At 57.8% G+C, this 22,594-nt stretch carries 20 protein-coding genes; 14 read left to right on the top strand and 6 right to left on the bottom strand.

All coding sequences use genetic code 11. The annotated features are described in order from the left end of the window. Positions 1-247: 247 nt before the first annotated feature. The 5 genes from HY868_15715 to HY868_15735 form a co-directional block, all read right to left on the bottom strand. The gene (locus HY868_15715; protein MBI5303582.1) at positions 248-982 is read right to left on the bottom strand and encodes a class I SAM-dependent methyltransferase; all 735 of its coding nucleotides are present in this window, start codon (positions 980-982) and stop codon (positions 248-250) included. 184 nt (positions 983-1,166) lie between these two features. Continuing rightward, positions 1,167-2,777, bottom strand: a complete 1,611-nt coding sequence (locus HY868_15720; protein ID MBI5303583.1) for an iron ABC transporter permease — start codon at positions 2,775-2,777, stop codon at positions 1,167-1,169. A gap of 117 nt (positions 2,778-2,894) precedes the next feature. Continuing rightward, the gene (locus HY868_15725) at positions 2,895-3,977 is read right to left on the bottom strand and encodes an ABC transporter substrate-binding protein (GenBank protein ID MBI5303584.1); all 1,083 of its coding nucleotides are present in this window, start codon (positions 3,975-3,977) and stop codon (positions 2,895-2,897) included. Between the two features lie 239 nt (positions 3,978-4,216). Then, complete coding sequence (locus HY868_15730; protein ID MBI5303585.1) at positions 4,217-5,371, bottom strand: alcohol dehydrogenase catalytic domain-containing protein; 1,155 nt, start codon at positions 5,369-5,371, stop codon at positions 4,217-4,219. A 67-nt stretch (positions 5,372-5,438) separates the two neighbouring features. After that, the gene (locus HY868_15735; protein MBI5303586.1) at positions 5,439-6,431 is read right to left on the bottom strand and encodes a LacI family DNA-binding transcriptional regulator; all 993 of its coding nucleotides are present in this window, start codon (positions 6,429-6,431) and stop codon (positions 5,439-5,441) included. 199 nt (positions 6,432-6,630) lie between these two features. On the opposite strand from HY868_15735, the gene HY868_15740 reads away from it, so the two are divergent. From HY868_15740 to HY868_15785, 10 genes are all read left to right on the top strand, one after another. Beyond that, positions 6,631-7,266: a metallophosphoesterase family protein gene (locus tag HY868_15740; GenBank protein MBI5303587.1), complete on the top strand. Its 636-nt coding sequence runs from the start codon at positions 6,631-6,633 to the stop codon at positions 7,264-7,266. A gap of 216 nt (positions 7,267-7,482) precedes the next feature. Next, complete coding sequence (locus HY868_15745) at positions 7,483-8,475, top strand: hypothetical protein (protein MBI5303588.1); 993 nt, start codon at positions 7,483-7,485, stop codon at positions 8,473-8,475. Then, positions 8,459-9,043, top strand: coding sequence for an LOG family protein (locus HY868_15750; protein ID MBI5303589.1), 585 nt, complete (start codon positions 8,459-8,461; stop codon positions 9,041-9,043). The genes HY868_15745 and HY868_15750 overlap by 17 nt, the downstream gene beginning before the upstream one ends. A gap of 236 nt (positions 9,044-9,279) precedes the next feature. After that, positions 9,280-11,037, top strand: coding sequence for a proline--tRNA ligase (locus HY868_15755; GenBank protein MBI5303590.1), 1,758 nt, complete (start codon positions 9,280-9,282; stop codon positions 11,035-11,037). A gap of 96 nt (positions 11,038-11,133) precedes the next feature. Continuing rightward, on the top strand, positions 11,134-12,567 hold the full coding sequence (locus HY868_15760) for a proline--tRNA ligase (GenBank protein MBI5303591.1): 1,434 nt from the start codon (positions 11,134-11,136) through the stop codon (positions 12,565-12,567). A 169-nt stretch (positions 12,568-12,736) separates the two neighbouring features. Continuing rightward, the gene (locus HY868_15765) at positions 12,737-13,564 is read left to right on the top strand and encodes a class I SAM-dependent methyltransferase (protein ID MBI5303592.1); all 828 of its coding nucleotides are present in this window, start codon (positions 12,737-12,739) and stop codon (positions 13,562-13,564) included. Positions 13,565-13,671: 107 nt separating this feature from the next. After that, positions 13,672-13,929, top strand: coding sequence for a hypothetical protein (locus HY868_15770; GenBank protein ID MBI5303593.1), 258 nt, complete (start codon positions 13,672-13,674; stop codon positions 13,927-13,929). A gap of 99 nt (positions 13,930-14,028) precedes the next feature. Continuing rightward, positions 14,029-16,530: an NTP transferase domain-containing protein gene (locus HY868_15775; protein MBI5303594.1), complete on the top strand. Its 2,502-nt coding sequence runs from the start codon at positions 14,029-14,031 to the stop codon at positions 16,528-16,530. Continuing rightward, entirely contained in the window at positions 16,530-17,306 is a 777-nt protein-coding gene (locus HY868_15780) for a prolipoprotein diacylglyceryl transferase (GenBank protein MBI5303595.1), read from the top strand. The genes HY868_15775 and HY868_15780 overlap by 1 nt, the downstream gene beginning before the upstream one ends. Beyond that, positions 17,290-18,447 carry an HRDC domain-containing protein gene (locus HY868_15785; GenBank protein MBI5303596.1) on the top strand — a complete coding sequence of 386 codons (1,158 nt, stop codon included), beginning with the start codon at positions 17,290-17,292 and terminating at the stop codon, positions 18,445-18,447. The genes HY868_15780 and HY868_15785 overlap by 17 nt, the downstream gene beginning before the upstream one ends. 30 nt (positions 18,448-18,477) lie before the next feature. Here HY868_15785 and dnaN read toward each other — a convergent pair whose 3' ends face one another. Then, positions 18,478-19,611, bottom strand: coding sequence for a DNA polymerase III subunit beta (gene dnaN, locus HY868_15790; protein ID MBI5303597.1), 1,134 nt, complete (start codon positions 19,609-19,611; stop codon positions 18,478-18,480). Between the two features lie 64 nt (positions 19,612-19,675). Here dnaN and HY868_15795 point away from each other — a divergent pair, with 64 nt between their 5' ends. The 4 genes from HY868_15795 (at position 19,676) to HY868_15810 (ending at position 22,593) form a co-directional block, all read left to right on the top strand. Then, positions 19,676-20,059, top strand: coding sequence for a YraN family protein (locus HY868_15795; protein ID MBI5303598.1), 384 nt, complete (start codon positions 19,676-19,678; stop codon positions 20,057-20,059). 5 nt (positions 20,060-20,064) lie between these two features. Then, on the top strand, positions 20,065-20,997 hold the full coding sequence (miaA, locus tag HY868_15800) for a tRNA (adenosine(37)-N6)-dimethylallyltransferase MiaA (protein MBI5303599.1): 933 nt from the start codon (positions 20,065-20,067) through the stop codon (positions 20,995-20,997). A 62-nt stretch (positions 20,998-21,059) separates the two neighbouring features. Continuing rightward, positions 21,060-21,722 (top strand): hypothetical protein, encoded by a 663-nt coding sequence (locus HY868_15805; protein MBI5303600.1) that lies wholly within the window; start codon positions 21,060-21,062, stop codon positions 21,720-21,722. 10 nt (positions 21,723-21,732) lie between these two features. Next, entirely contained in the window at positions 21,733-22,593 is an 861-nt protein-coding gene (locus HY868_15810) for a methyltransferase domain-containing protein (GenBank protein ID MBI5303601.1), read from the top strand. The last annotated feature ends 1 nt before the right edge of the window (position 22,594 follow it).

Here is a 22,594-nt window from a genome sequence, read left to right on the forward strand (position 1 = left end):
ACGGGTGCGCACGCATCGCCGTCGGTTTCGGATGCACACACGCTCCGTCAAACAATCCAACGCTCAACTCAAGGATTTGGTGCGTCGTTGGAAAATGCTCCCGGCGGACAACGCGCCCAAGTGAGTTTTGCGGTATTGCGTTTTTTCCCTTTTTCATTTCTGTGTCTGCCACGCTGCGCCCCCATTATTTTTTGGCGCGCGCGATTTTCTCGCCCTTTGGCTGAGTAAATGGAACCTTTTGTCTCATTTATTTACCTTTTCTTGCAGATACAATCAACATCATAGGACGCCTAAGTTCGTTTTTCATACGTGCATCTTCTTCGAGCATTTTCTTGGTTGGTTGGGGTTCAACAACTCCTGTTATTTTAAAACCTTTTTGTATCAGTGTATTAAGGTAAGTCGTTAGTGTCCTGTGATATTTTAGAACTTTTTCTCCAAGGAAGATAGCTTCTCGCTTTCCTTCATTAAAATAATTATCGACAGGGAAATGCAGAATTTCTCCGTTTGCATTGTAATACCAGTCCTGGGTACCGTAGGATGTAAAGATGGGATGCTCAACTGAAAACACAAACTCGCCACCTTTTGCGAGCCAATTGAAAACATTTTGAATTATCTTTTCACAAGATTCTAAATAGTGAAATGCAAGAGAGCTGATAACTACATCAAAAGAAGCTTTAGGGAATTGTGCATCGTCAATAGATTGACAGATATACCTAATCTTTTTGGAGGTCTTATCTTTCGCAACCGCTAACATTTTCTCCGAGATATCAATACCAATAACTGATGCTGCACCGTGTTCTATCGCATATTGACAGTGCCAACCAAAACCACAACCTAAATCAAGAACGCGCTTTCTCTTGAAATTAGGCAACATCTTTTCGAGTGTCTTCCATTCACCCGCGCCTTCAAGACCCATAACCGACCGCTTCATTTGGCTGTATTTTTCGAAAAACGTTTTATCGTTGTATATGTTCTGTTTCATATGCTTGTATTTTATCTAAAACTTTTGGCGAGATGTGCCGCCGCTGTTCAAACGAGATGTCACAAAACACTATCTTCCCGCATGGGTGCGGGAAGCATGCCAATTTGGGTGGTTTCCCGCACTCCGGGTGCGGGTATCCAGACTTTCAACTGTCCACGTCCCACTGCTCACCACTCACTGCCCACTATGTCTTCTGCAACCCAGCCCTGCGTCCGCTGATGATCCACACGCTCACAACCACAACCACCGCCATCCCAATCACCGACACGGTGAACGCGGTTGCGCCGCCCCAATTGAAATCGTTCACGAGTTGGAAAATCGTAATCGTCGCGACGGTTGTGCCGGGTGTGAACAGGAAAATGATCACCGAGAGCGTCGTCACCGCGCGCACGAACGCGGTCACAAAGCCGGTTAACAGCGAACTGCCGAGCAGCGGAAATAAAATGTCGCGAAAACCGCGCAGCGTGCTCGCGCCCAAACTCGTCGCGGCTTCGTCGAGCGAGCGATCAATCTGTTGCAAGCCCGCGACCGCCGCTTGAAAACCAACCGGGATGTTCCAAAAAATCATCGAGATCATAATCAGCGTGCCGCGATCCAACCAATCGAGCCAGCGATAGTTGAACGCAGTCGCGTAGCCGATGCCAAAGAAAATTCCTGGGACTGCCGCCGGCATGATCGCGATGAAATCCACGATGCGCCGACCGGGCCACTCGTGCCGCTGAACGAGAAAGCCGAGCACCATCGCGTACAACGCGCACACACTCGCGGCGATGCCGCCGTAAACAAACGTGTTGCGGAGCGAGAGCGAGTTCGCACCCAGGTACGCAAAGTGCTTCGTCGTGAACGTCCAATTCGCCGGGAACGCCTCGACGAGCGCGCTGACGAGGAGTACGCCGTACACCATCAAGACAAGTCCAGCGAGGATTAAGCACGCGACAAAGCAAGCCATGTTGAGCACGCGCGGTACTGGCGGATGCGGAATCGAAGAGGACTTGCCGCTGATCGTAACGAACGATTGCCGACCTTCCAAACGCAACTTGGTGAGGTACATCGAGAGCGCAATCAAAAGGAGAATTGTGCTCACGACTGCCGCGCCGACGACATCGCCAAAACCGGAGATGAGTCCGTACGCTTGCGTCGGCAAAACGGTGAATCGTCCGGCGATGAGCGCGGGGTTGCCGAAATCTTCGAGGATGTAAATCGCGGTCGTCAAAATCGCGGCGGCGAGACCAGGGCGCGCCATCGGCAGCGTGATCGTGCGAAACACGTCCCAGTAACTTGCACCGAGATTGCGCGCGGCTTGCTCCATTCGCGCGTCACTGCGCGCAAGCACATCGGCGATGAGTTGGTACGCGAACGGAAAGAACGCAATCGTTTGCACGCCCCACAAGCCACCCAGACCCAGGATGTTCGGTGTCTGTCCAAAGACGTAATACGAAATAATGCCGCGCGGACCGAAGAGCAAAATGTAACTCGCCGCGACGACGAACGGCGGCGAGAGCAAAGGCAAGATGCCGATGAGTCGAAAGAACGGCTTCCACGGCATCTTGCTGTACACCATCGCGTACGCGTAGATGAAACCGAGTGTGACCGCGGTCGTCGTCGAGAGGAGCATCGTGAGGAACGAATTCTGAAGCGGAATGAGCCACATGCCTTCGCTCAGAAATTCAACGTACCCTTTGAAACCGGGGACGAGGACGACTTGAACTTGCGGGTAGATGATGAACAGCAACATCAACCCGACGAGGACGCTCAATGTAACGACGACCGATGGCTCACGCAGGATGCTACGCATAAAGCTCTGTTTGTTAGTTGAATCGTTGAATCGTTGGTTCGTTGAAAAGTTGGTTTGTAACCAAACCATCCAACTATGTAACGATCCAACCAATCAACGATTCAACGATTTAACGATCTAGACTCCAACCGTCGCTTGCCACTTTTTCAGCAGACGGTCTTTGTTGTCGGTTGCCCATTGACGATCGTACTGCACGAGTTTCACTTTGTCGAGCGTTGGCGCACCGGGCGCAGGCGGGACATCCGTACGCACCGAGCCGCGGTTCGAAAGTTTCACGTTGAGTTCGCCGGCTTCTTTCGTCAACACCCAGTCCACGAACGCTTTCGCGGCGGTTGTGTTCGGTCCACCCTTGACGATGCTCACGCCGCCCACTTCAAAGCCAGTGTTTTCCGGCACGACGAGGTCAATCGGATTGCCTTGCGATTTCGCGGTGAGGATGTCGTGCGCCCAATTCACCGCGCCGACGAATTGCCCTTGTCCGACGAGTTGAATCGCTTGCGGTGAAGTGCCGGTGTATTGTCCAATGTTCGCGTGGAGTTTCTTCATAAACTCCATCGCCTTGTCTTCGTCTTTGTTGAAACGGAAAACCTGGGTCGCGATAAAAATGTAGCCGCCGCCGGTCTTGATCGGATCGGGATAGGCAAGTTTGCCTTTCCATACCGGATCGAGCAAATCATCCCAGGTCGTCGGCTTTTTGACGTTCGCCATTTCTTTGGCGTAGCGATCGGTGTTGTAGAGGAAACTGAAAACGCCGATATACCAACCCGTCCACAGTCCGCTTGCTTCTTTGAATTGCGCGTCGAGCGCGGCGGCGTTCGGCGATTTGTACGCTTCGAGCAAACCTTCTTTGCCAAGTGGGTCGTGAAACTCGCTGGACCCGCCGACAAAGACGTCGCATTTGGGGGAATTCTTTTCGGTGCGAATGCGCGTTTGCAGTTCGCCCGCCGCGGCAAGGGGCAACAATTCAACCGTGACGCCGGGGTACGCGGCTTGGAACGCTTTGACGAATTCGTTGTTCGTCGTTTCGTTCAGCGCGGAGTACACGGAGAGTTTGCCGGTCGGTTTCGACATCGCCGCCGGTTGGGCAGGGGTCGTGCACGCTTCAAGCAATCCGCCGGTTGCCGTGAGCGCGATGCCTGCGCCGAGCACGCGCAGAAACTCGCGGCGATTCATCGTCGGTGACCATTTCTTTTCGTCCATCATCATTCCTCCTCCTCGAGAATCATGGATAGCCGATTCGAAATTACCGATGCAAGATTATTTTATTTCCAGTCCTCCTTTCTGTTCGCATCAAACCAAGTATAGCACAAATTCCGGAAAAAAGAATCGCCCGCCATTTTGTGAATCGAATGACCAAGCGATTGTAAATCGAGTGTTCAGTATTCAGTATTCAGCGAACCCAAACTGAATACTGAATACTGTTTACTGAAAACTGAAACTTACGGCTTGACCGTGATCTTGCCGTGGAAGCGTTCGCCCGATGCGGCAATCGCTTCGACCGTCTTGGGCAAATCGTAACGTGCGGTGATCATCTGCGTCATGTCGAGTCGTCCCGATGCCATCATGCGAATGACACTAGGGAAGACCGCGTCGCCGCTGTGCCCTTGCGCGCCGTACACTTGACCGCGTCGCACTTGCAACGTTTCGAGATACATCGGCACGCGCTCTGCCGCGCGACCAATCTGTACGATCTTGCCGTTGATCGCGAGCGCCTTTTCCATTTCGGGAATCGTCTTTGTCGGTGCACCCGCGGCTTCGACGCAAAAGTCTACGCCTTCGCCCTTGGTCAGCTCCATCAAAACCTGGGACGGCACAACCTCGCGCGGATCGTACGCGTAATCCGCGCCGAGTTTCTTGGCGATCTCGCGGCGATTCGGCGAGACCTCGAACGCGACGACCAAGCCCGCGCCGGATGCGCGGCACAACGCGATGGACGCGAGACCGATCGGACCCGCGCCGAAAACTGCCGTGAATGAACCGGGTGCGAAACCGCCCGCGCGCGGGAAGATGCCGTTGTACGCGACGCTCGTCGGCTCGACGACCGAGCCGGCTTCGAACGCTTTTTCCTTCGAGCCGTAGCGGTCTGCAATCGCGTCCAACTTCCAGCAGTATTTCGCGCCGATGGAAAGATACTCTGCGAACGCGCCGGGAATCGTAAAGCCGATCTCTTCCAAGTTCTCGCAGTGATTCGGAAAACCATTGCGGCACGGTGTGCAGTAACCGCACCAGATCATTTCTTCCGCCGTCACCATGTCGCCGACCTTGAGACTCTTGACATTCTTGCCGACCTCGACGACTTCGCCGGAAAATTCGTGACCGGTCGTCGTCGGGAATTTGGTCAACCCAGGATAGAGAATGTAATCGTCCTTGTCGTGTTCGTAGAAATGGATGTCGGAGCCGCAAACGCCGCAGGCTTTGATCTTGAGCAGCACGTCATCCGGACCCGGCGTCGGGTCGGGAACGGTCTGCACTTCTAGTTTGGGATGCCGCCAAATGCTTGAACCGGTCACGGCTTTACCGGTTTGCTTTTCCCAGTCCGAGACCTTATAGTCCGGACGGGGTTCCCACTTGGCATCTAGCACTAACGCTTTCATTCTTCACCTCTCTGAATTTGCGATTTGCGATTTTTCCAACCGCAAATCAAGAATCGAAAATCGAAAATCATATCGCGCGCGTAGATTCGCGCACGATCAACTCGACGGCAAGTTTGATGTTCTCGACCGGCGCGCCGCTCAGCAATTGCATGAGCATCTGCATCGCTTTGCCGCCGAGTTCGTCTTTCGGTTGACAGATCGTCGTCAGCGGCGGATCGGTGTACGCGGCGAGCGCAATGTCGTCGTAGCCGACGAGCGACACCTCGCGCGGCACCGCGACGCCGGCGCGTTTGAGCGCGCGCAACGCGCCTAGCGCGGTCATATCGTTGTAACAAAAAATCGCGGTTGGTTTGAGATCGAGCAAGCGCGTCACTTGTTCGCCGCTTTCGACGCGCCCCGTCCCCGTGAGCGTAAGCGCCGGATCGAACGCGATTTTTGCGCGGGTGAGCGCGCGGCGATAGCCCTTCAAGCGTTCGCGATGCGAAAGCCGATCCGGCGGACCGCCCAGGTACGCGATGACACGATGCCCTCGCGCGATCAAATGCTGGGTTGCCAACTCGCCGCCGAGCATGTCGTCTACGGCAATCGAGTGAATCGCATGTCCGCCCTCGGCGTTCTGGTTGTTGATGAGCACGATGGGCGCGCCGATTTCTTCGAGGAGCGGTTGATACTGCCCACCCATCCGCGACGAGGCAACGATCACGCCATCCACGCGCCACTCGCGCAATGCTTTGACGAGACTGACCTCCCGCGTTGGCTCATCGTGCGACGTGCCCAAAAACACGCGATATTCTTGCTCGAGCGCCACGCGTTCGATGCCGCGCACCACGTCGGCGATGAACGGATCGGCGATGGAGGTGACGACGACCCCGATCGCGCGCGTTTGTTGTGTGACCAAGCCACGCGCAATCGCGTTAGGGGCGTAACCGCGTTTTTGCGCGATGCGGTGGATCCGCGCGCGGGTGCGTTCGGCGATGAGCGGACTGTCCGCCAGCGCGCGCGACACGGTCGAGTGCGAAACGCCGGCGGACTTGGCGATGTCCTTGATCGAAACGCGCATGAGGGACTCCTTTTTATGCACACGTGTGCATTGATATTCTATCAAAAACGGGTTGGGCTGTCAATTTGTCATCCCGCCGCGCAAGATGGAATCTTGCGTTACACGCGTTTGACTTTTTTATTCGCGCGGATATACTTTGTCCGTAAGTGACATCGCCCTGATCTCGTCGAGGTCAGGGCACTCTTTTGACGGCGGGACGATGCAGGTCTTGGTGGTGAGCGATCACGTCAGCGGCTATTTGCACACGCGCGCGGTCACGGAATACGCGCGCGGCGTGGATTTGATCTTGTCGTGCGGCGATCTCCCCGCCGATTATCTCGAATACATCACGACCATGCTCAACGTGCCGCTGTATTACGTGATGGGCAATCACGGCGGCGCGGGCGGGGACCGCACGTTTCCCGAAGGCGGCGAAAACCTGGACGGTCGCGTCGTCGAGTACAAAGGATTGTTGCTCGCGGGACTCGAAGGTTCGATGCGCTACAACGACCGACCGCAATTTCAATACACCGACAATGAAATGCGCGCCAAGGTCGCGTTGCTGACGCCGGCGCTCGTGATGAATCGCGCGCGGTACGGACGCTACCTCGACGTGCTAGTCACGCACGCGCCGCCGTTTGGCATTCACGACGCGAGCGATCTGCCGCATCGCGGTTTCAAGGCGTTCGGATGGTTGATTGAACACTACCAGCCGCGTTATGTGTTGCATGGTCACAAGCACGTGTACGACACGCGCGAGGAAACGATCACCCAGCGCGGCGCGACGACGATCATCAACACGTACGGCTATCGCCTGCTTGTCATCGAACCGCTCAAGACCCGCGCGGCGAGATGAGTTTTGGGTAGCAACTCTGGCGTCATTTCGAGGAGCGCAGTTCCCTGGCACTTGCCGATGGTATGTCAATAACTCGATGCCTTGCATCGAATCAAGGACATGCCATTGCCGCCAGGACAAGTGTGCGACGAGAAATCTCATTCCGCGTGAGGAAAAAATTTCTCCCTTCGGTCGAAATGACAATGGGCTGAGTAGAGACAATTCTGGACTGGATCAATGAGAAATTTGTTTTCGCCTCAAACCGAATCGGATTTCAACCGCGCGCGTATGAAAGCGTTCTGGAACGAATTGCTCGCGATGATCGCGCGGCGTCCCAACGAAATGCTCTCGTTCGAGCAAGTCAAGCGCACCGTCAAAACGTTCGGCGAAAGTTTTCGCGGCGTGCAAACCGTGTCCGTCGCCAAAATCGTCGGCAGCGCGACGTTGCGGTACAACGATTTCGACCGCGCGTTTCTGCCAACGCAAAACACAACCAAGTCGCGCTGGCGGCGCGTGGACGAAGCGTACTACAATGACGTGGATTTGCCGCCGGTGCAGTTGTATCAGGTCGGCGAAGTGTACTTTGTGCGCGATGGACATCATCGTATCAGCGTCGCGCGCGAACGCGGTCAAGAATTCATCGAAGCCGAAGTGATCGAAGTGAAAACGCGCGTGCCGCTGACACCCGACTTGACCGCGCGCGATTTGGAAATCGTCGGCGAGTACGAACACTTTATCGAAAAGACGCAGCTCGATAAATTACGCCCCGGACAAAAAATCGTTTTCTCGGAACCCGGCGGGTACGCGCGCTTGATCGAACACATCGCGGTGCATCGTTATTTTCTCGGCGTGGAAGCGCAACACAAGATCAAATGGCAAGACGCCGTCACGAGTTGGTACGATCATTTGTACACGCCGGTCATTCAAATCATTCGCGAACACAAAATCCTGCAAGATTTTCCGCATCGCACCGAAGCGGATTTGTACTTGTGGGTGATGGATCACCATTACTTTTTGCACGAACAAGGCGAAGACGTAGATTTCGAACAAGCCGCGGTGGATTTAGCGGAACGCTACAGCGAACGCGTGGACAAGAAATTGTTGCGCGGCGTGCGCCAAGCCGTGCTTGAATTGTTGGAAGGTACCGACGATTTGCAACCGGTCGAAGGCACGATGGCAAGCGAACCACAACATCCGAACAAGGAGACGAACGATGCAGAATCATCATGAACGCGTGATCGCCGTCTTTGGCGGCTCACGCCCGGCAAGGCACACGCCCGAGTATACCGAAGCGTATACCGTCGGCAAGTTGCTCGCGCGCGCCGGGTTCGTCGTGTTGAACGGCGGCTTCGCGGGGACGATGGAGGCATCGGCGCGCGGCGCACGCGAAAATGGCGGTCGCACGATTGGCGTGATCTCCGGTGAATTTTCCTGGCTCACGCCGAATCCATTTCTCGACGAAGTTGTGATGCGCGACGATTTGTTCGCGCGCATTCGCGAGATGCACACGCGCGCGGACGGGTTTGTCGTGCTCAAGGGCAGTATGGGCACGCTCGCCGAACTTGCAATTGTGTGGAATCTGGCTAAGATAAACGGCGACGCGTCCAAGCCGATTGTGTTGTTGGGCGAGTGGTGGAATTCGATCCTGGGTTCGTGGCGCGAGCATCTCGCCGTGACCGAAGAGGAAACCAAGTTGTTGCAAGTCGTTGCGCGACCTGAGCAAGCGATAGAACAAATAACGCGCGTGTTGCGCCAGGAACATGCGCCTTCGCCGCGCGCCCCCTCTTCTGCAACCTGACACTGGAACGGGAGAGGGGGAACAGACGAATGAATACGCGTTCCCTTGCCGCGTCGCGCAGCGACTCTCCCGAATGACCGTCGTGTTCGGTCAATCGCATATTGTCGAGTTGCCCGTCGCGCTGCGGCGGGCGTTTTCTTTCCCTCAGTTCCTTTCTTACCTTCAGTTCCCTTTGGACTTTCGGGAACGGAGGGAAAGAAGGGAAATAAAGGAACTCGAAATTTGGAGTTTTCACCATGCGAATGACTAAACAATTCAGCCAGACCTTGCGCGACACACCATCCGAGGCGGAGGTCGCGAGCCATCAATTGCTTTTGCGCGCGGGCTATGTTCGACAACTCGGCGCGGGTATTTTCAGCGCGTTGCCATTCGCGCGCCGGTCGCTCACCAAAATCGAAAACATTATGCGCGATGAAATCAACGCGATGGGCGGTCAAGAGCTGACGATGCCGGTGATTCATCCCGCTGATTTGTGGAAAGAGACCGGGCGCTGGTACGCGATTGGCGACGAGATGGGGCGCTTTACCGACCGCGGCGGACGCGAGATGGCGCTCGCGATGACGCACGAAGAAGTCGTCGCCGATCTCGCACGCAAAGAGATTCGCTCGTACAAACAATTGCCCCAACTCATCTACCACATTCAAACGAAATGGCGCGACGACCCGCGCCCGCGCGCGGGGCTGATTCGCGTGCGCGAGTTTACGATGCTCGACTCGTACTCGCTCGATGCGGACGACGCTGGGTTGGACGCGCAGTACCGCGCGCACTATCAAGCGTACTTTAACATTTTCAATCGCTGTGCGCTCGACGCGATTGCAGTCAAAGCCGATGTCGGAATGATGGGTGGATCGCTGTCGCACGAGTACATGTATCTCACACCGATTGGCGAGGACACGTTGATGTTGTGCGACGCGTGCGGCTCTACCGCGAATCGCCAGGTCGCGCGTTTTCACAAACCGCCCGCCGCGTCCGAAGCATCGTTGCCGCTCGAAAAAATCGCGACGCCGGATTGCAAAACGATTGACGCGCTCGCGCAACTGCTCAATATTCCAAAATCGAAAACCGCCAAAGCCGTGTTCTTGCTGGCGACAATCACGGAACAAGATCACGATGTCGAAAAATTTGTGTTCGCGGTTGTGCGCGGCGATATGGACGTGAACGAAACGAAACTCGCGAACGCGGTGCGAGCCAAAGATTTGCGTCCCGCGCGCGAAGACGAAATCCGCGCGACCGGCGCGACGCCGGGGTACGCCTCGCCCATTGGTTTACGCGATGTCATCGTCATCGTGGACGACGCGATTCCTGGGTCGCCGAATCTCGTCGCCGGCGCGAACGACGCGGGCTATCACTTGCTCAACACGAATGTTCCGCGCGATTACGCGGCGAACCTCGTCACCGATATCGCGATTGCGAACGAGGGCGACGCGTGTCCGAATTGCGGCAACGCGTTGCGCGCCGCGCGCGGCGTCGAAGTCGGCAACATTTTCAAACTCGGCACACGTTACACGGAGGTGCTCGGCGCGCGTTATCTCGCGGCAGACAAACAACTCAAGCCGATTTGGATGGGCTCGTACGGTATCGGCAGCGGGCGCTTGCTCGCGTGCATCGCGGAAGAACATCACGACGAGTACGGCTTGTGCTTGCCGATCACCGTCGCGCCGTATCAAGTTCATCTCGTCGCGCTCGGCAATGTCACCGCGCAAACCGAATCGGTGTACGCGCAACTGCGCGATGCCGGCATCGAGGTCTTGTTCGACGACCGCGACGCGACGCCCGGCGTCAAGTTCAACGACGCGGATTTGATTGGCGTGCCCTTGCGTGTTACAATCAGCGAGCGTTCGCTGAAACAGAACAGCGCCGAGTTCAAGCGACGTACAAGCAAGGATCGCGTCAGCGTTCCGCTCGACGAAACCGTTGCACGCGTGCGCGCAGAAATCGCGGCGATGTTCGACGAGATTCGCGCGCGCGTCGTACCAGTCGCATTCAAAGATTAATCTCACCACCGAGACACGGAGAGCACAGAGTTGTTTATTTTTTATCCGCGTCCTCTGTGTCTCTGTGGTGTAAAATTATTTTCGAGGAGATATAACGTGGCAGACAAACTCACACCCCGCAGCCAGGATTTTTCCGAGTGGTACAATCAACTGGTTTTACGCGCGGAACTCGCGGATTACGGTCCGTCGCGCGGCTCGATGATCGTGCGCCCGTACGGATACGCGCTGTGGGAAAACATTCAACAGACGCTTGATCGCGGTTTCAAAAAGAACAGCGTTCGCAACGCATACTTTCCGCTCTTTATTCCGGAATCGTTCATTCACAAAGAAGCCGAGCACGTCGAAGGATTCGCGCCGCACCTCGCAGTTGTAACGATGGCGGGCGGACAAGAACTCGAAGAGAAACTCATCGTGCGTCCAACTTCGGAAACGATTGTCAACGACTCGGTGAAAAAGTGGGTGCGCTCGTACCGCGATTTGCCGATTCTGTTGAACTTGTGGAACAGCGTTGTGCGCTGGGAAATGCGGACAAAATTATTTTTGCGAACTTCGGAATTTCTCTGGCAGGAAGGGCACACTTCGCACGCGACGTTTGAAGAAGCGGACGAATTCGCGCTCAAGATGCTCGGCGTCTATCGCGATCTGGCGGAAAACTACGCCGCGCTCGCGCCGATTCCCGGTCGCAAAAGTGAATCGGAAAAATTTGCGGGCGCGCACACGACCTTCACGCTCGAAGCGATGATGGGCGATACGCGCGCGTTGCAATCCTGCACGTCGCACAACTTGGGCGACAATTTCGCGCGCGGGTTTGGTATCCAGTACCTCGCGCCGGACAATTCGCTCAAGTACGTGTGGCAGACCTCGTTCGGCTTGTCCACGCGCTTTATTGGCGCGATCATCATGACGCACGGCGACGATCAAGGTCTCGTGATGCCGCCGCGCATCGCGCCAACCCAGGTTGTCATCGTGCCGATTTGGCGCAAGGACGAGGAGAAAGCGCGCGTGTTGCAAGTCGCGAACAATCTGTGCGCCGCGCTCGGCGATTGCCGCGTCGAGGTGGACGCGCGCGAAGGCATGACGCCGGGGTTCAAGTTCAACGAGTGGGAACTGCGCGGCGTGCCGCTTCGCATCGAGGTCGGACCGAAAGACATTGAGAAGAATCAAGTCGTGTTTGCGCGGCGCGACACGGGCGAAAAATCGTTCGTGCCGCAAAACGAACTCGTCGCGCGCGTCGGCGCAATGCTCGAAACGATTCAAGCAAACCTGCATGACCGCGCGATAAAATTCCGCGCGGCGAATACGTTCCGCGTGGATACCTGGGATGAGTTCAAATCGCGCACGGCAGGCGAAGGCGGCGCTGGGTTCATGTTGGCGCACTGGTGTGGACAAGCCGCGTGCGAAAAACAAATCCAGGAAGAAACCAAAGCGACGATTCGGTGTATTCCGTTCGACCGCGAAAAAGAAGCCGGCAAATGTGTTCGTTGCGGCAACGCGTCCGATGGTCGCGTGGTGTTCGCTAAATCGTATTAACTGGTAGGGGCGGGGTAACCCCGCCCCTACGAATTTGGAGCCGCCCATAACGCGTTGACGCAAAAATGGTGAACACGTTGGGAGAATTCGCGAATCAAAAAGCGCGGAATGAAAATTCTGCGGCGGTCGGCGGTCGGTTGTCGGCGGTCGCAGCGGTGAGGAGAGTACGATGCCGATAGAGTCAAATCGTCGCGGTGATGCCGCGCCGGACATCTACTATCGCGAAAAAGAGTCCGCGATCTACGATCTGGAGTACGCGTGGAAAACGGACGACGTGGAATTCTGGCAGACGATGGCGCGCGAGTACGCGACGGATGGGCGCGCACTCGAACTTGCGTGTGGCACACTGCGGATCGCGTTGCCGCTTGCCGAGTCCGGCATGCGCGTGACCGGCGTGGACATTTCGCCGTTCATGCTCGAACACGCGCGCAAAAAACTCGGGCGGTTTGCGCCGGACATTCAGACGCGGATCACCTTGCACGAAGGCGATATGCGCGCGGTGCGGCTCGGCGAGCGATTCAATTTTGTTTATCTTCCGTTCAACACGTTTCTCGTTTTGCTCACCACGCAAGATCAGCTCGCGCTGTTCGAAACAGTGCGCGCACATCTCGCGCCGGGCGGCGTGTTCGTGTTCGATATTTTCATGCCCGACATCAACCGGCTCAAGGTCGAGCACAACCCCGCGTGGTCGCTCGAAGTGGATCAGACCATCAAGGACATTGGTTTTCGTTTCCAGCGCGATCATGCGCGCGAGTTGGATCCGCTTCGCCAGACGATGGTCATTCATTTTCGGATGCGCGAGTTCAAAGACAATGTGCTGCTGCGCGAGTGGTTGAGCGATCTCCACATCGCGTACATTTTTCCGCGCGAACTGGAGCATCTCATCGCGCGCGCGGGGTTCGAGATCGTTCATTTCTGGGGCGATTACGCGCGACACGATTTCTATTCGCTCACGGATCCGCAAAAGCAAATCGTCGTGGCGCGTGCGATGCGCTAGGACGAGGCATGGCGCGCGCCGGCGCTTTCGCTGCTCACGCTGCGCTTACTTTGACTCGCGTACACGCGTGATGTATAATTCCAATAAAGGGAACGAAAGAGACGGTTATGGCAAACGATACCAAACCCAATTCACCAACTATCAGTGTGATCGCACGCGTGCGCGGTGTTCTGCACGGTCCGGTGCTCGTTGGCGTGATTGCCGCCTTGATCGCGATTGCGCTTTCAGTGTTCGGAATGATTCGCAATGCCGATCCCGAACTCAACCTGCGCTCGCTGCTCCTCGTCGTCGTGCTCGCCGGCGGCAGTTGGGGATTGATCGCGTGGGCGATTGCGACTGCCGCGGTCGAAGCCGGCAAGGACTAGTCATCTAGTCGCATCGTCAAATGGTCGAGTAGTCTGGTAGTCTATCCAACGACGCGACCATGCGCCCATTCGACCATGCGACAAGGCAACGAGGTCAACATGCAAGCCGTTGTGATGGCAGGTGGCGAAGGTTCGCGCCTGCGTCCATTGACGCTTCACCGCCCCAAACCGATGGTGCCCCTGGTCAATCGTCCTGTGATGGGGCACATCATCGAATTGCTCAAATGGCACAAGATCACCGACATTGTGGCGACGCTCCAGTATCGCGCGGACGACATTCGCGATTATTTTGGCGACGGTTCGCATCTCGGCGCGACGATCAATTACTCGGTCGAGACGCATCCGCTCGGCACGGCTGGCTCGGTGAAACTCGCGGAAAAATTTCTGACGCGCGACGAGCCGTTTATCATCATCAGCGGTGATGCGGTGACCGATATCAACCTTGGTGAGATTGTCGCGTTTCACAAACGTATGGGCGCGGCGGCGACGCTCACGCTGTACCACGTTCCGAATCCACTCGAGTACGGCGTCATCATGGTGGACGCGAACGGACGCATCGAACGCTTTCTCGAAAAACCGTCGTGGGGCGATGTGATTTCGGACACGGTCAACACCGGCATTTACGTGATTTCGCCCGACGTGCTCGACGAGATCGAGCCGGGCACGCCGTGCGATTTCGGCAGAGACGTGTTTCCGCTCTTGATGAAAAAAGGCGCGCCGCTGTACGGTTACATCGCGGACGGGTATTGGTGTGACATCGGCACCATTGCCGAGTACGCGCGCGCGACCGGCGATTTACTGAGCGGCAAAGTAAAACTGGGCGAAACCGGCAAACACATCGGCGGCGGCATTTACATCGAGGACGATGTGCAGATCGCGCCGGACGCGCAACTGTTCGGACCGATTTTCCTGGGTGAAGGGACGCGGATCAAGGGCGGCGTCGTGATTCACGGTCCGACCGCGATTCGCCCGTACACCGTGGTGGACAATCGCTCGCATATCGAACGCAGTATCATTTGGCGCAACACGTACATTGGCGAAGGCGTGGAATTGCGAGGCGCGATGATCGGTCGGCAGTGCAGTTTGAAATCGCGCGCGGTTGTGTTTGAAGGCGCGGTGATCGGCGATGAGTGTACGATTGGCGAAGGCGCGGTCGTGCATCCCAACGTCAAACTGTGGCCCAACAAACAGGTCGAAGCCGGCGCGACGGTGAAATCTTCGATCATTTGGGGCGCGCAAGCGCGTCGGTCGTTGTTCGGACGATACGGCGTGACCGGGTTGGTGAATGTGGACATTACGCCGGAATTCGCCGCGCGTCTCTCCGCTGCATTTGGCGCGACCTTGCCCAAAGGCGCGCGCGTCATCATCAATCGCGATATGAATCGCGGCGCGCGCATGGTCAAACGCGCGATGGTGAGCGGTCTGCCCTCCGCCGGCATCACCGTGCAAGACGTGGATTCCGTCCCGATCCCGGTCGCGCGCTATTACACGGCGGTCACCGGCGCGGCGGGCGGCGTGCACGTGCGCGTCTCGCCGTACGATCAGCGCACCGTGGATATTCGCTTTCTCGAAAAAGATGGACAGAACCTCAACAAGACCACGGAACGCAGTATCGAAAACATTTTCTTCCGCGAAGATTTTCGCCGGGTTGCCTTCGACGAATTGGGTATTATCGAAGAGATCAACGGCGCGGCGGAAAGTCGTTACATCGAGGACGCGCTGCAAGTGGTTGAGGCGGACGTGATTCGTGACGCGCATTTTACGCTCGTCGTGGATTATGCGAACGCGCCGACCTCGCTCGTGTTGCCGGCGATTTTGAACGAACTGGGTTGCACGGTCATCGCGATCAACGAACGCGTGGAAGAATCCAAGATGTCCGTTTCGTCCGAGGAGTTCCAGCGCGGCATTGACCAACTCACTTCGATCACGTCGGCGATGAAAGCCGACCTGGGTGTGCGGCTCGATGTGGCGGGCGAACGCGTGTGGATGGTGGACGGCGCGGGGCGCAAACTTTCCGGCACGACGACCGCGGCGGCATTTATGGAACTGACTCTGCGGACGCAACCCGGCGCGGTTGCCGTGATGGCGAACCAACCGATGATCTTCGAGCAGATCGCGGAACGGCACGGCGCGCACGTGCGGCGCGTCAAGATTGATCCGCAAGCGATGATGTCCGCCGCCGCGTCGAACGACTTGGTGCTGGCGTTGAGCGGCGCGGGCGAATTCATCGTCCCCGCGTTCCATCGCTTGGTGGACGCGATGTTTCCGGTCGTCAAGTTGCTCGAATACCTCGCCGCGCAAAAAACGACGCTTGCCGATGTGGTCAACGCGCTGCCGCCGTACCACGTGGTCGTAAAACGCGTCGCGTGCCCCTGGGATCAAAAAGGCACGTTGATGCGGATGTTGAGCGAGCAGTACAAAGATCGCATCACCGATCAAGTGGACGGTTTGCGGATTCAATTGGATGAACGCGAGTGGGCGTTGGTCGTGCCCGAAGCGGACGCGCCGATGTTTTACATTTTCGCCGAAGGCACCTCGGACGAAAACGCGGCGATGCTCGTAGATCGGTACGTGCGCGTGGTCGAGGGCTTGCGCGGATAATGCACCCCACTGTTGACTTGTTCTTTTTCGAGTTACCCTCTTACACCGCGCTTGTGATGCTGGGTTGCGCGGCAGGGTTGATCACGGCGTACCTTTACCTGCGTTGGCGTCGCGTTGCCGGACGACGCCGGTTCCTCGATGCTGCGCTCGTCGTGTTCGTTGCCGCGTGGCTCGGCGGGCGCGCGTATCATGTCGCGTTGAACTGGGACTATTACGCGGCGCGACCGGATGAAATCGCGCAGTTCGGTCTGGGCGGGCTGGCGCTGCGCGGCGCGTTCATCGCCGGCGCGCTGGCGCTCGTCGCGTATGCGCGCGTGCGGGGTGTCTCGTTCACCTCTTTCGCCGATGCGAGCGCGCTCGGCTTGTGTAGCGGTCAAGCCATTGGTTGGTACGGCGCGCTCGTCCATGGCGCGAATTACGGCGTCGTCAGCGAGAATCGTTTTGCGCTCGATCTGGCAGATTTGTATGGCTTGATCCAACCGCGTTTTCCATTGCAACATATTGAAATCGTTTTGTTTATCACTCTGTTTATTGGACTGTTGATGTTGGCGTCGCGCAAACCGCGCGCGGGCGTGTTGTGCGTCGTTTATCTACTCGGCGCGTCCAGCGCGCAATTCATCCTGGGTTTTCAACGCGGCGACGCGACCGTGCGCCTGGGCGCATGGCGCGTGGATCAACTGGTGGATGTGGGGTTGATCCTCCTTGCGCTCGTGCTCGGCGCGCGTCAAACTCTCACAACTCGTTCGGAACTCATCGCTCATGTCGAAACACACTGACCCATTACCTGATCTTTGTCTCGCGCCGCCGTCATCGCTCGCGACCGTGTGCGAAGCGTTGCGCGCTGAATCCATCATCGCGGTGGATACGGAATCGGACAGTTTGTTCTCGTACTTTGAGAAAACCTGTCTCTTGCAATTTTCTACGCGCGCGCGCGATTACATCGTAGACCCGCTTGGCGTTCATGCCGCGCCGCTCGCGGCGGTGTTTGCCGACCCCGGCATCGAAAAAGTTTTCCACGCCGCCGAGTACGACATCTTTTGCATGAAACGCGATTACCAGTTTGAATTCGTCCATCTCTTCGACACGATGATCGCGGCGCGCATTCTCGGTTGGAAAAATGTCGGGCTGGGCACGATCTTGCAAGACCGCTTTGGCATCGCGCTGAACAAAAAAATGCAACGCGCCGATTGGGGGCATCGTCCGTTGACGCAAGAGCACCTGGACTACGCGCGCGAGGATACGCACTATTTGCTAGCGCTGCGCGATATCCAAATCGTCGAGCTAGAAAAACTAGAACGCCTCGAAGAAGCGCGCGAGGAATTTGAGCGTTTAGCGCGCGTCGAGCCGACGCCGCGCCGCTTCGACCCCGACGGCTACTGGAACATCAACGGCGCGCGCGATCTCGATCCGGTGGGCTTGGGGATTCTACGGGAGTTATATCGCTGGCGCGACGGGGAAGCGCGACGCCAGGATCGTCCCGCCTTCAAAATCGCGGGCGATCATACGCTGATGCGGCTGGCGACGGATCGCCCCAGTTCGGTGCGCGCGCTCGCGCACATCGGCGGTCTGACCAATTACACCGTGCATCGCTACGGCGACGCGTTGCTCGAAGCGTTGGAACGCGGACGCCATTCGCCGCAAACCGCGCCTCCGCGCCCGCACGCGCGCCGCGATGGACAACTCGATCCGGCGGCGCGCAATCGGTTGGGTCGGCTGAAGGAATGGCGCAAAGAACGCGCGGCGGAACGCGGCGTCGAGACCGATGTGATCGCGCCGAACGACGCGCTCATCGCGATTGCGCTCAAGAATCCGCGCACGCTCGACGCGTTGATCGAAGTGAGCGGGCTGGGCGCGTGGAAAGCGAACGCGTATGGCGAGGATTTGTTCGACGCGTTGCGGGGGAAAAAGAAAAAGTAGGGACGTTCGATTGAACGTCCCTACCCTCGCTCACTTGTTGATGTGCATCGGCATGATAACATGCGTAAAGTCATCGCGTCCGACGGCGCGGATGACGCCAGGACTGGATGAGCCAGCCGTTTCTAACGCGACTTGCGCCGAATGCAGCACGCCCAGCACATCGCTCAAATAGCGCGCGTTGAACGCGATCTCGACCGCGTCGCCGTCCACTTGCGCGTCAATCTCGCCGAGGTTGTCGCCGGATTCCGCGCTCGTCGCGGTGATGGTCATTTTGCCGACGCCCCCGTCGGTGCCCGACGCGATTTGCAAGCGGATCGTATTCATCGCCTCGCGCGCGAACACCGACGATGCTTTGACCGCGCTTTGCCATTCCGCCGTCGAGACCGTAGTGCGTGTCGTGGATTTGTCGGGAATGATCCGCGTGAAATCGGGAAAGACTCCTTCGACGAGTTGCGACACGATCTCGATGTTCGTGAGATGAAAGAGCGCCTGCGATTGATTTTCCGTCACTGCGATGACGATCGGTTCGTCTTGATCGCCGCTGACGCGTCCCACTTCTTGCAGAGCTTTTGCCGGGACGATCACGCTGACGGGCTGTTCGACCGGTTTGCTCAACGCGGCGGAGCGCACCGATAAACGAAAGCCATCTGCCGCGGCGAAGGTCGCGCGATCGTTTTCAAATTTGGTGAGGACGCCGGTCAACACCGGGCGCGATTCGTCGGTGGCGGCGGCGAACGTGACCTGCTCGATCATTTCGCGCAGCGTGTCGGGTTCGAGTTCGATCTTTTTGCCATCGCCAATGGTGGGGATGATGGGGAACTCGGCGGCGTCAATGCCCTTGATGTTCGCATCGTAGCGCGCGCACTTGATATGTAACGTTTGCGTCCGCACGTTGAGCGACATATCCACCCGTTCGCCCGGGAGCGAATTGACGAAATCAATCAGCGTGCGCGCAGGCACCGTGGTCGCGCCATCTTCTTCGACCTTTGCGCCGATCCAGCAGGATACCGCCAGTTCCAAATTCGTCGCCGCGATTTTTAGCCGTCCCTGATCGGTCGCGAGCAACACGTTGCCGAGCACGGGCAGCGTCGAACGCGACGCGACGGCGCGACTGACGACCGAAAGACCTTTGGCAAGATTTTCTTGCAAGCACGAGACCTTCATTGATGGACCTCCGTGAAAATGTGCGGCACTAGTATACTACAAATGACACGCGGATGCAACGAGGATGAACCCAACGACCACACGCGCGCGAAAAAATCTGGGTGATGCCGGCGAACGCCTCGCCGCGCGGTTTCTCGAACAGCGCGGTTACGCGATTCTCGCGCGCAACTATCGTACGCGCGCCGGCGAGATTGACCTCATCGCGCAGGACGCCGGCGGACTCGCGTTCGTCGAAGTCCGTACGCGCCGCGGCGACGCGATGGGCGCGCCGGAAGAATCGCTGACGCCGCGCAAACGCGCGCACTTGCTCGCGACCGCGCAAGCATTTCTCGCGAGTCACGTCGAGCACGCCGACTGCGCGTGGCGGATTGATCTCGTCGCGATCGAGTTGGATCGCGTCGGGCGCATCGCGCGGATGAATCTGATTCAAGGCGCGGTCGAGGAATGACCTCGATGGCACGCTCGACACCTCTCATTGCCATCCTGGGTCCGACGGCGGTGGGCAAAACCGCGTTGGCGGTGAACCTTGCGCGTGAATGGCGCGGCGAAATCGTTTCCGCTGATTCGCGCCAAGTGTATCGTCGGATGGACATCGGCACCGCCAAGCCAATGCACGCCGAGCGCGGCGGCGTGCCGCACCACTTGATTGATGTGGTCAATCCGGACGAAGCGTTTTCGCTCGCCGAGTACCAACATCGCGCGTACGAGACGATTGCCGCGATTCACGCGCGCGGCAACGTGCCGCTCTTCGTTGGTGGCAGCGGGTTGTACGTGCGCGCGGTGCTCGAAGGGTTGACGATTCCACGCGTCGCGCCGAATCACGCGCGCCGCGCCGAACTGGAACAAACGGACGCGCACGCGTTGTACGCGCGGCTACAACAACTTGATGCGTTGGCGGCGGAACGGATTGATCCGCGCAACAAACGGCGCGTGATTCGCGCGATTGAAGTGTGCGAAGCGGGGGGCAAACCGGTCAGCGCGTTGCAATCGCGCGCCGCGCCGGATTATCGCGTGCTGCGCATCGGCTTGACGATGCCGCGCGAGCAATTGTACGAACGCATCAACGCGCGCGTGGACGCGATGTTGAACGCGGGGCTGGTCGAAGAAGTGCGCGGGTTGATCGCGCAGGGATACTCGGTGGACTTGCCGGCGATGAGCGGTCTGGGTTATCGGCAGATCGCGCTGTACATCAATGGCGCGGCGCCGCTCGCGGAAGCCGTGCGCTTACTCAAACGCGATACGCGGCGGTTCGTGCATCATCAGTACAGTTGGTTTCGCCTCGACGATGAACGCATTCATTGGTTCGACGTCTCGTCGCCGCGCGACACGGAGATTCACAGTCTCGTCGCGCAACATCTGCGCGCGTGTGAAACTGCGGAAACGTAGTACAAGTTTCCAACTTCCAATCGCAAATTGGAAATTTGTGCCACGTTTTTTTGAGGAGTATGATGTCGAGTACGACATTTGATCGCAAGCGAATCTTGATTCTTGCCGGCGGCGCGGGATGCGTGTTGGCATTCCTGGCAGTGCTGGTGATCGGGGGAGGATTTTTTGCGTGGAACGCTATTTTCGTCGCGGCGACGCCGACCGCGCGCGCGGTAGCGATATCCACGCCGACGCGTGTGGCAATCGTTGCGACCACACCTACCGCGCTCCCCACGCGCACGCCCATCGTCGAGTATCAAATTTATGCGAGCAAGGTCGCGTTCTTTTCGGTGCAATATCCGCGCGGTTGGACGGTGAACGATCAAGAGCAAGCCAAAGCGATGGTCACGTTCACTGCGCCCGATCGCTCGGCGCAACAAAGCGTGTCGTTTGGCGCGGCAGGTTCGCAGACTGCGGAGCAAGCGCTCAATGTGTTTCTCACCGATCGGTTTCGCGCGCAAGCGCCGGATGTGCGCGTGCTTTCGCAACGCGCCGCGTCCGACGGCAGCGCGCTCGCGGACATTGAGTACACGAGCGCCGACCTGGGTGGGCGCGTGCGCGGCGTGTTGCGCGTCGTCGTCGTGTCCGGCGGTTTTTACTACGCGGTGCTCTTTAGCGCCAAAGGCGATCAGTTAGATCGCGCGACCGCGGAAAAATTCGTGGATGGGTTGAGTATCGGGAAATAGAGGGCAGAGCATGTCCGTTGACCCGCAAATGATTCAACGCGCGATTGCCGGCATGTACGACGAATTGTCCGCGCGCTATGAACGCGTCGTCGCGCCGGTCTATCGCCCGATGGCGAAACGATTGGTGCAGTTGATTGACTTGCGCCCCGGTTGGGTCGCGCTTGATGCCGGCGCCGGAACGGGGTTGGTCGCGTTGCTCGCCGCGCCGCGCGTCGGCAAGACCGGCAGAATCATCGGCGTGGACGCGTCGGAGCAGATGCTCGCGTTCGCGCGCGTACACGCCGCGCAGTTCGGTTTTTCGCAGTGTGAGTTTCGGATTGGCGATCTCAATGCGCTCGATCTGCCGGAGGCGTCGTGCGACGCGGTGTTGTCACAATTCGCGTTGCATTACACCGATCCCGCGCGCAGTCTCGCCGAATTCTATCGCGTGCTCAAGCCGGACGGCATCCTCGCGCTGCAAATCTGGGCGATGGATTCGTCTGCGCCGCACAAGACGATGTACGACGTGCTGACGCCGTATCGTGCGAAAGAAGAAACGGACGTGTTGGCGCACTTGCGCGCGCAATCCACGCGCGCGTATTTGTTTCGTCAAACGTTTGGGGCGGTAGATCAAATCACGCGCGCGGTTGAATTGGCGGGGTTTGAAAATGTAGACGCGCGCCAGGAACACTATCCGGCGCGCGTGGCTGATCGCGAGGCGTTTCTGGAGTTTGCGGATGCTTCGCCGTTATTGCACGCGGAGATCGCGGCTTTGCCGGCGGACGTGCGGACGCGTTATCTCGACGCGGCGCGCGTGGCGCTTGAACGTTTTCAAGCGGCGAGCGGTTTCGCGTGGACGTTCCACACGCTTGCGCTCATCGCGCGCAAGTAAG

The organism is Chloroflexota bacterium (genome assembly GCA_016219275.1).
Taxonomy (GTDB): Bacteria; Chloroflexota; Anaerolineae; order UBA4142; family UBA4142; genus JACRBM01.

Bases quoted from the DNA above. Each gene is read 5' to 3' on its own strand.
- HY868_15765 (MBI5303592.1), top strand. From the start codon at position 12,737: ATGCCGATAGAGTCAAATCGTCGCGGTGATGCCGCGCCGGACATCTAC.
- HY868_15770 (MBI5303593.1), top strand. From the start codon at position 13,672: ATGGCAAACGATACCAAACCCAATTCACCAACTATCAGTGTGATCGCA.
- HY868_15730 (MBI5303585.1), bottom strand. From the start codon at position 5,371: ATGAAAGCGTTAGTGCTAGATGCCAAGTGGGAACCCCGTCCGGACTAT.
- HY868_15715 (MBI5303582.1), bottom strand. From the start codon at position 982: ATGAAACAGAACATATACAACGATAAAACGTTTTTCGAAAAATACAGC.
- HY868_15795 (MBI5303598.1), top strand. From the start codon at position 19,676: ATGAACCCAACGACCACACGCGCGCGAAAAAATCTGGGTGATGCCGGC.
- HY868_15755 (MBI5303590.1), top strand. From the start codon at position 9,280: ATGCGAATGACTAAACAATTCAGCCAGACCTTGCGCGACACACCATCC.
- HY868_15780 (MBI5303595.1), top strand. From the start codon at position 16,530: ATGCACCCCACTGTTGACTTGTTCTTTTTCGAGTTACCCTCTTACACC.
- HY868_15810 (MBI5303601.1), top strand. From the start codon at position 21,733: ATGTCCGTTGACCCGCAAATGATTCAACGCGCGATTGCCGGCATGTAC.
- dnaN (MBI5303597.1), bottom strand. From the start codon at position 19,611: ATGAAGGTCTCGTGCTTGCAAGAAAATCTTGCCAAAGGTCTTTCGGTC.
- HY868_15775 (MBI5303594.1), top strand. From the start codon at position 14,029: ATGCAAGCCGTTGTGATGGCAGGTGGCGAAGGTTCGCGCCTGCGTCCA.
- HY868_15720 (MBI5303583.1), bottom strand. From the start codon at position 2,777: ATGCGTAGCATCCTGCGTGAGCCATCGGTCGTCGTTACATTGAGCGTC.
- miaA (MBI5303599.1), top strand. From the start codon at position 20,065: ATGGCACGCTCGACACCTCTCATTGCCATCCTGGGTCCGACGGCGGTG.
- HY868_15725 (MBI5303584.1), bottom strand. From the start codon at position 3,977: ATGGACGAAAAGAAATGGTCACCGACGATGAATCGCCGCGAGTTTCTG.
- HY868_15750 (MBI5303589.1), top strand. From the start codon at position 8,459: ATGCAGAATCATCATGAACGCGTGATCGCCGTCTTTGGCGGCTCACGC.
- HY868_15735 (MBI5303586.1), bottom strand. From the start codon at position 6,431: ATGCGCGTTTCGATCAAGGACATCGCCAAGTCCGCCGGCGTTTCGCAC.
- HY868_15805 (MBI5303600.1), top strand. From the start codon at position 21,060: ATGTCGAGTACGACATTTGATCGCAAGCGAATCTTGATTCTTGCCGGC.
- HY868_15740 (MBI5303587.1), top strand. From the start codon at position 6,631: ATGCAGGTCTTGGTGGTGAGCGATCACGTCAGCGGCTATTTGCACACG.
- HY868_15785 (MBI5303596.1), top strand. From the start codon at position 17,290: ATGTCGAAACACACTGACCCATTACCTGATCTTTGTCTCGCGCCGCCG.
- HY868_15745 (MBI5303588.1), top strand. From the start codon at position 7,483: ATGAGAAATTTGTTTTCGCCTCAAACCGAATCGGATTTCAACCGCGCG.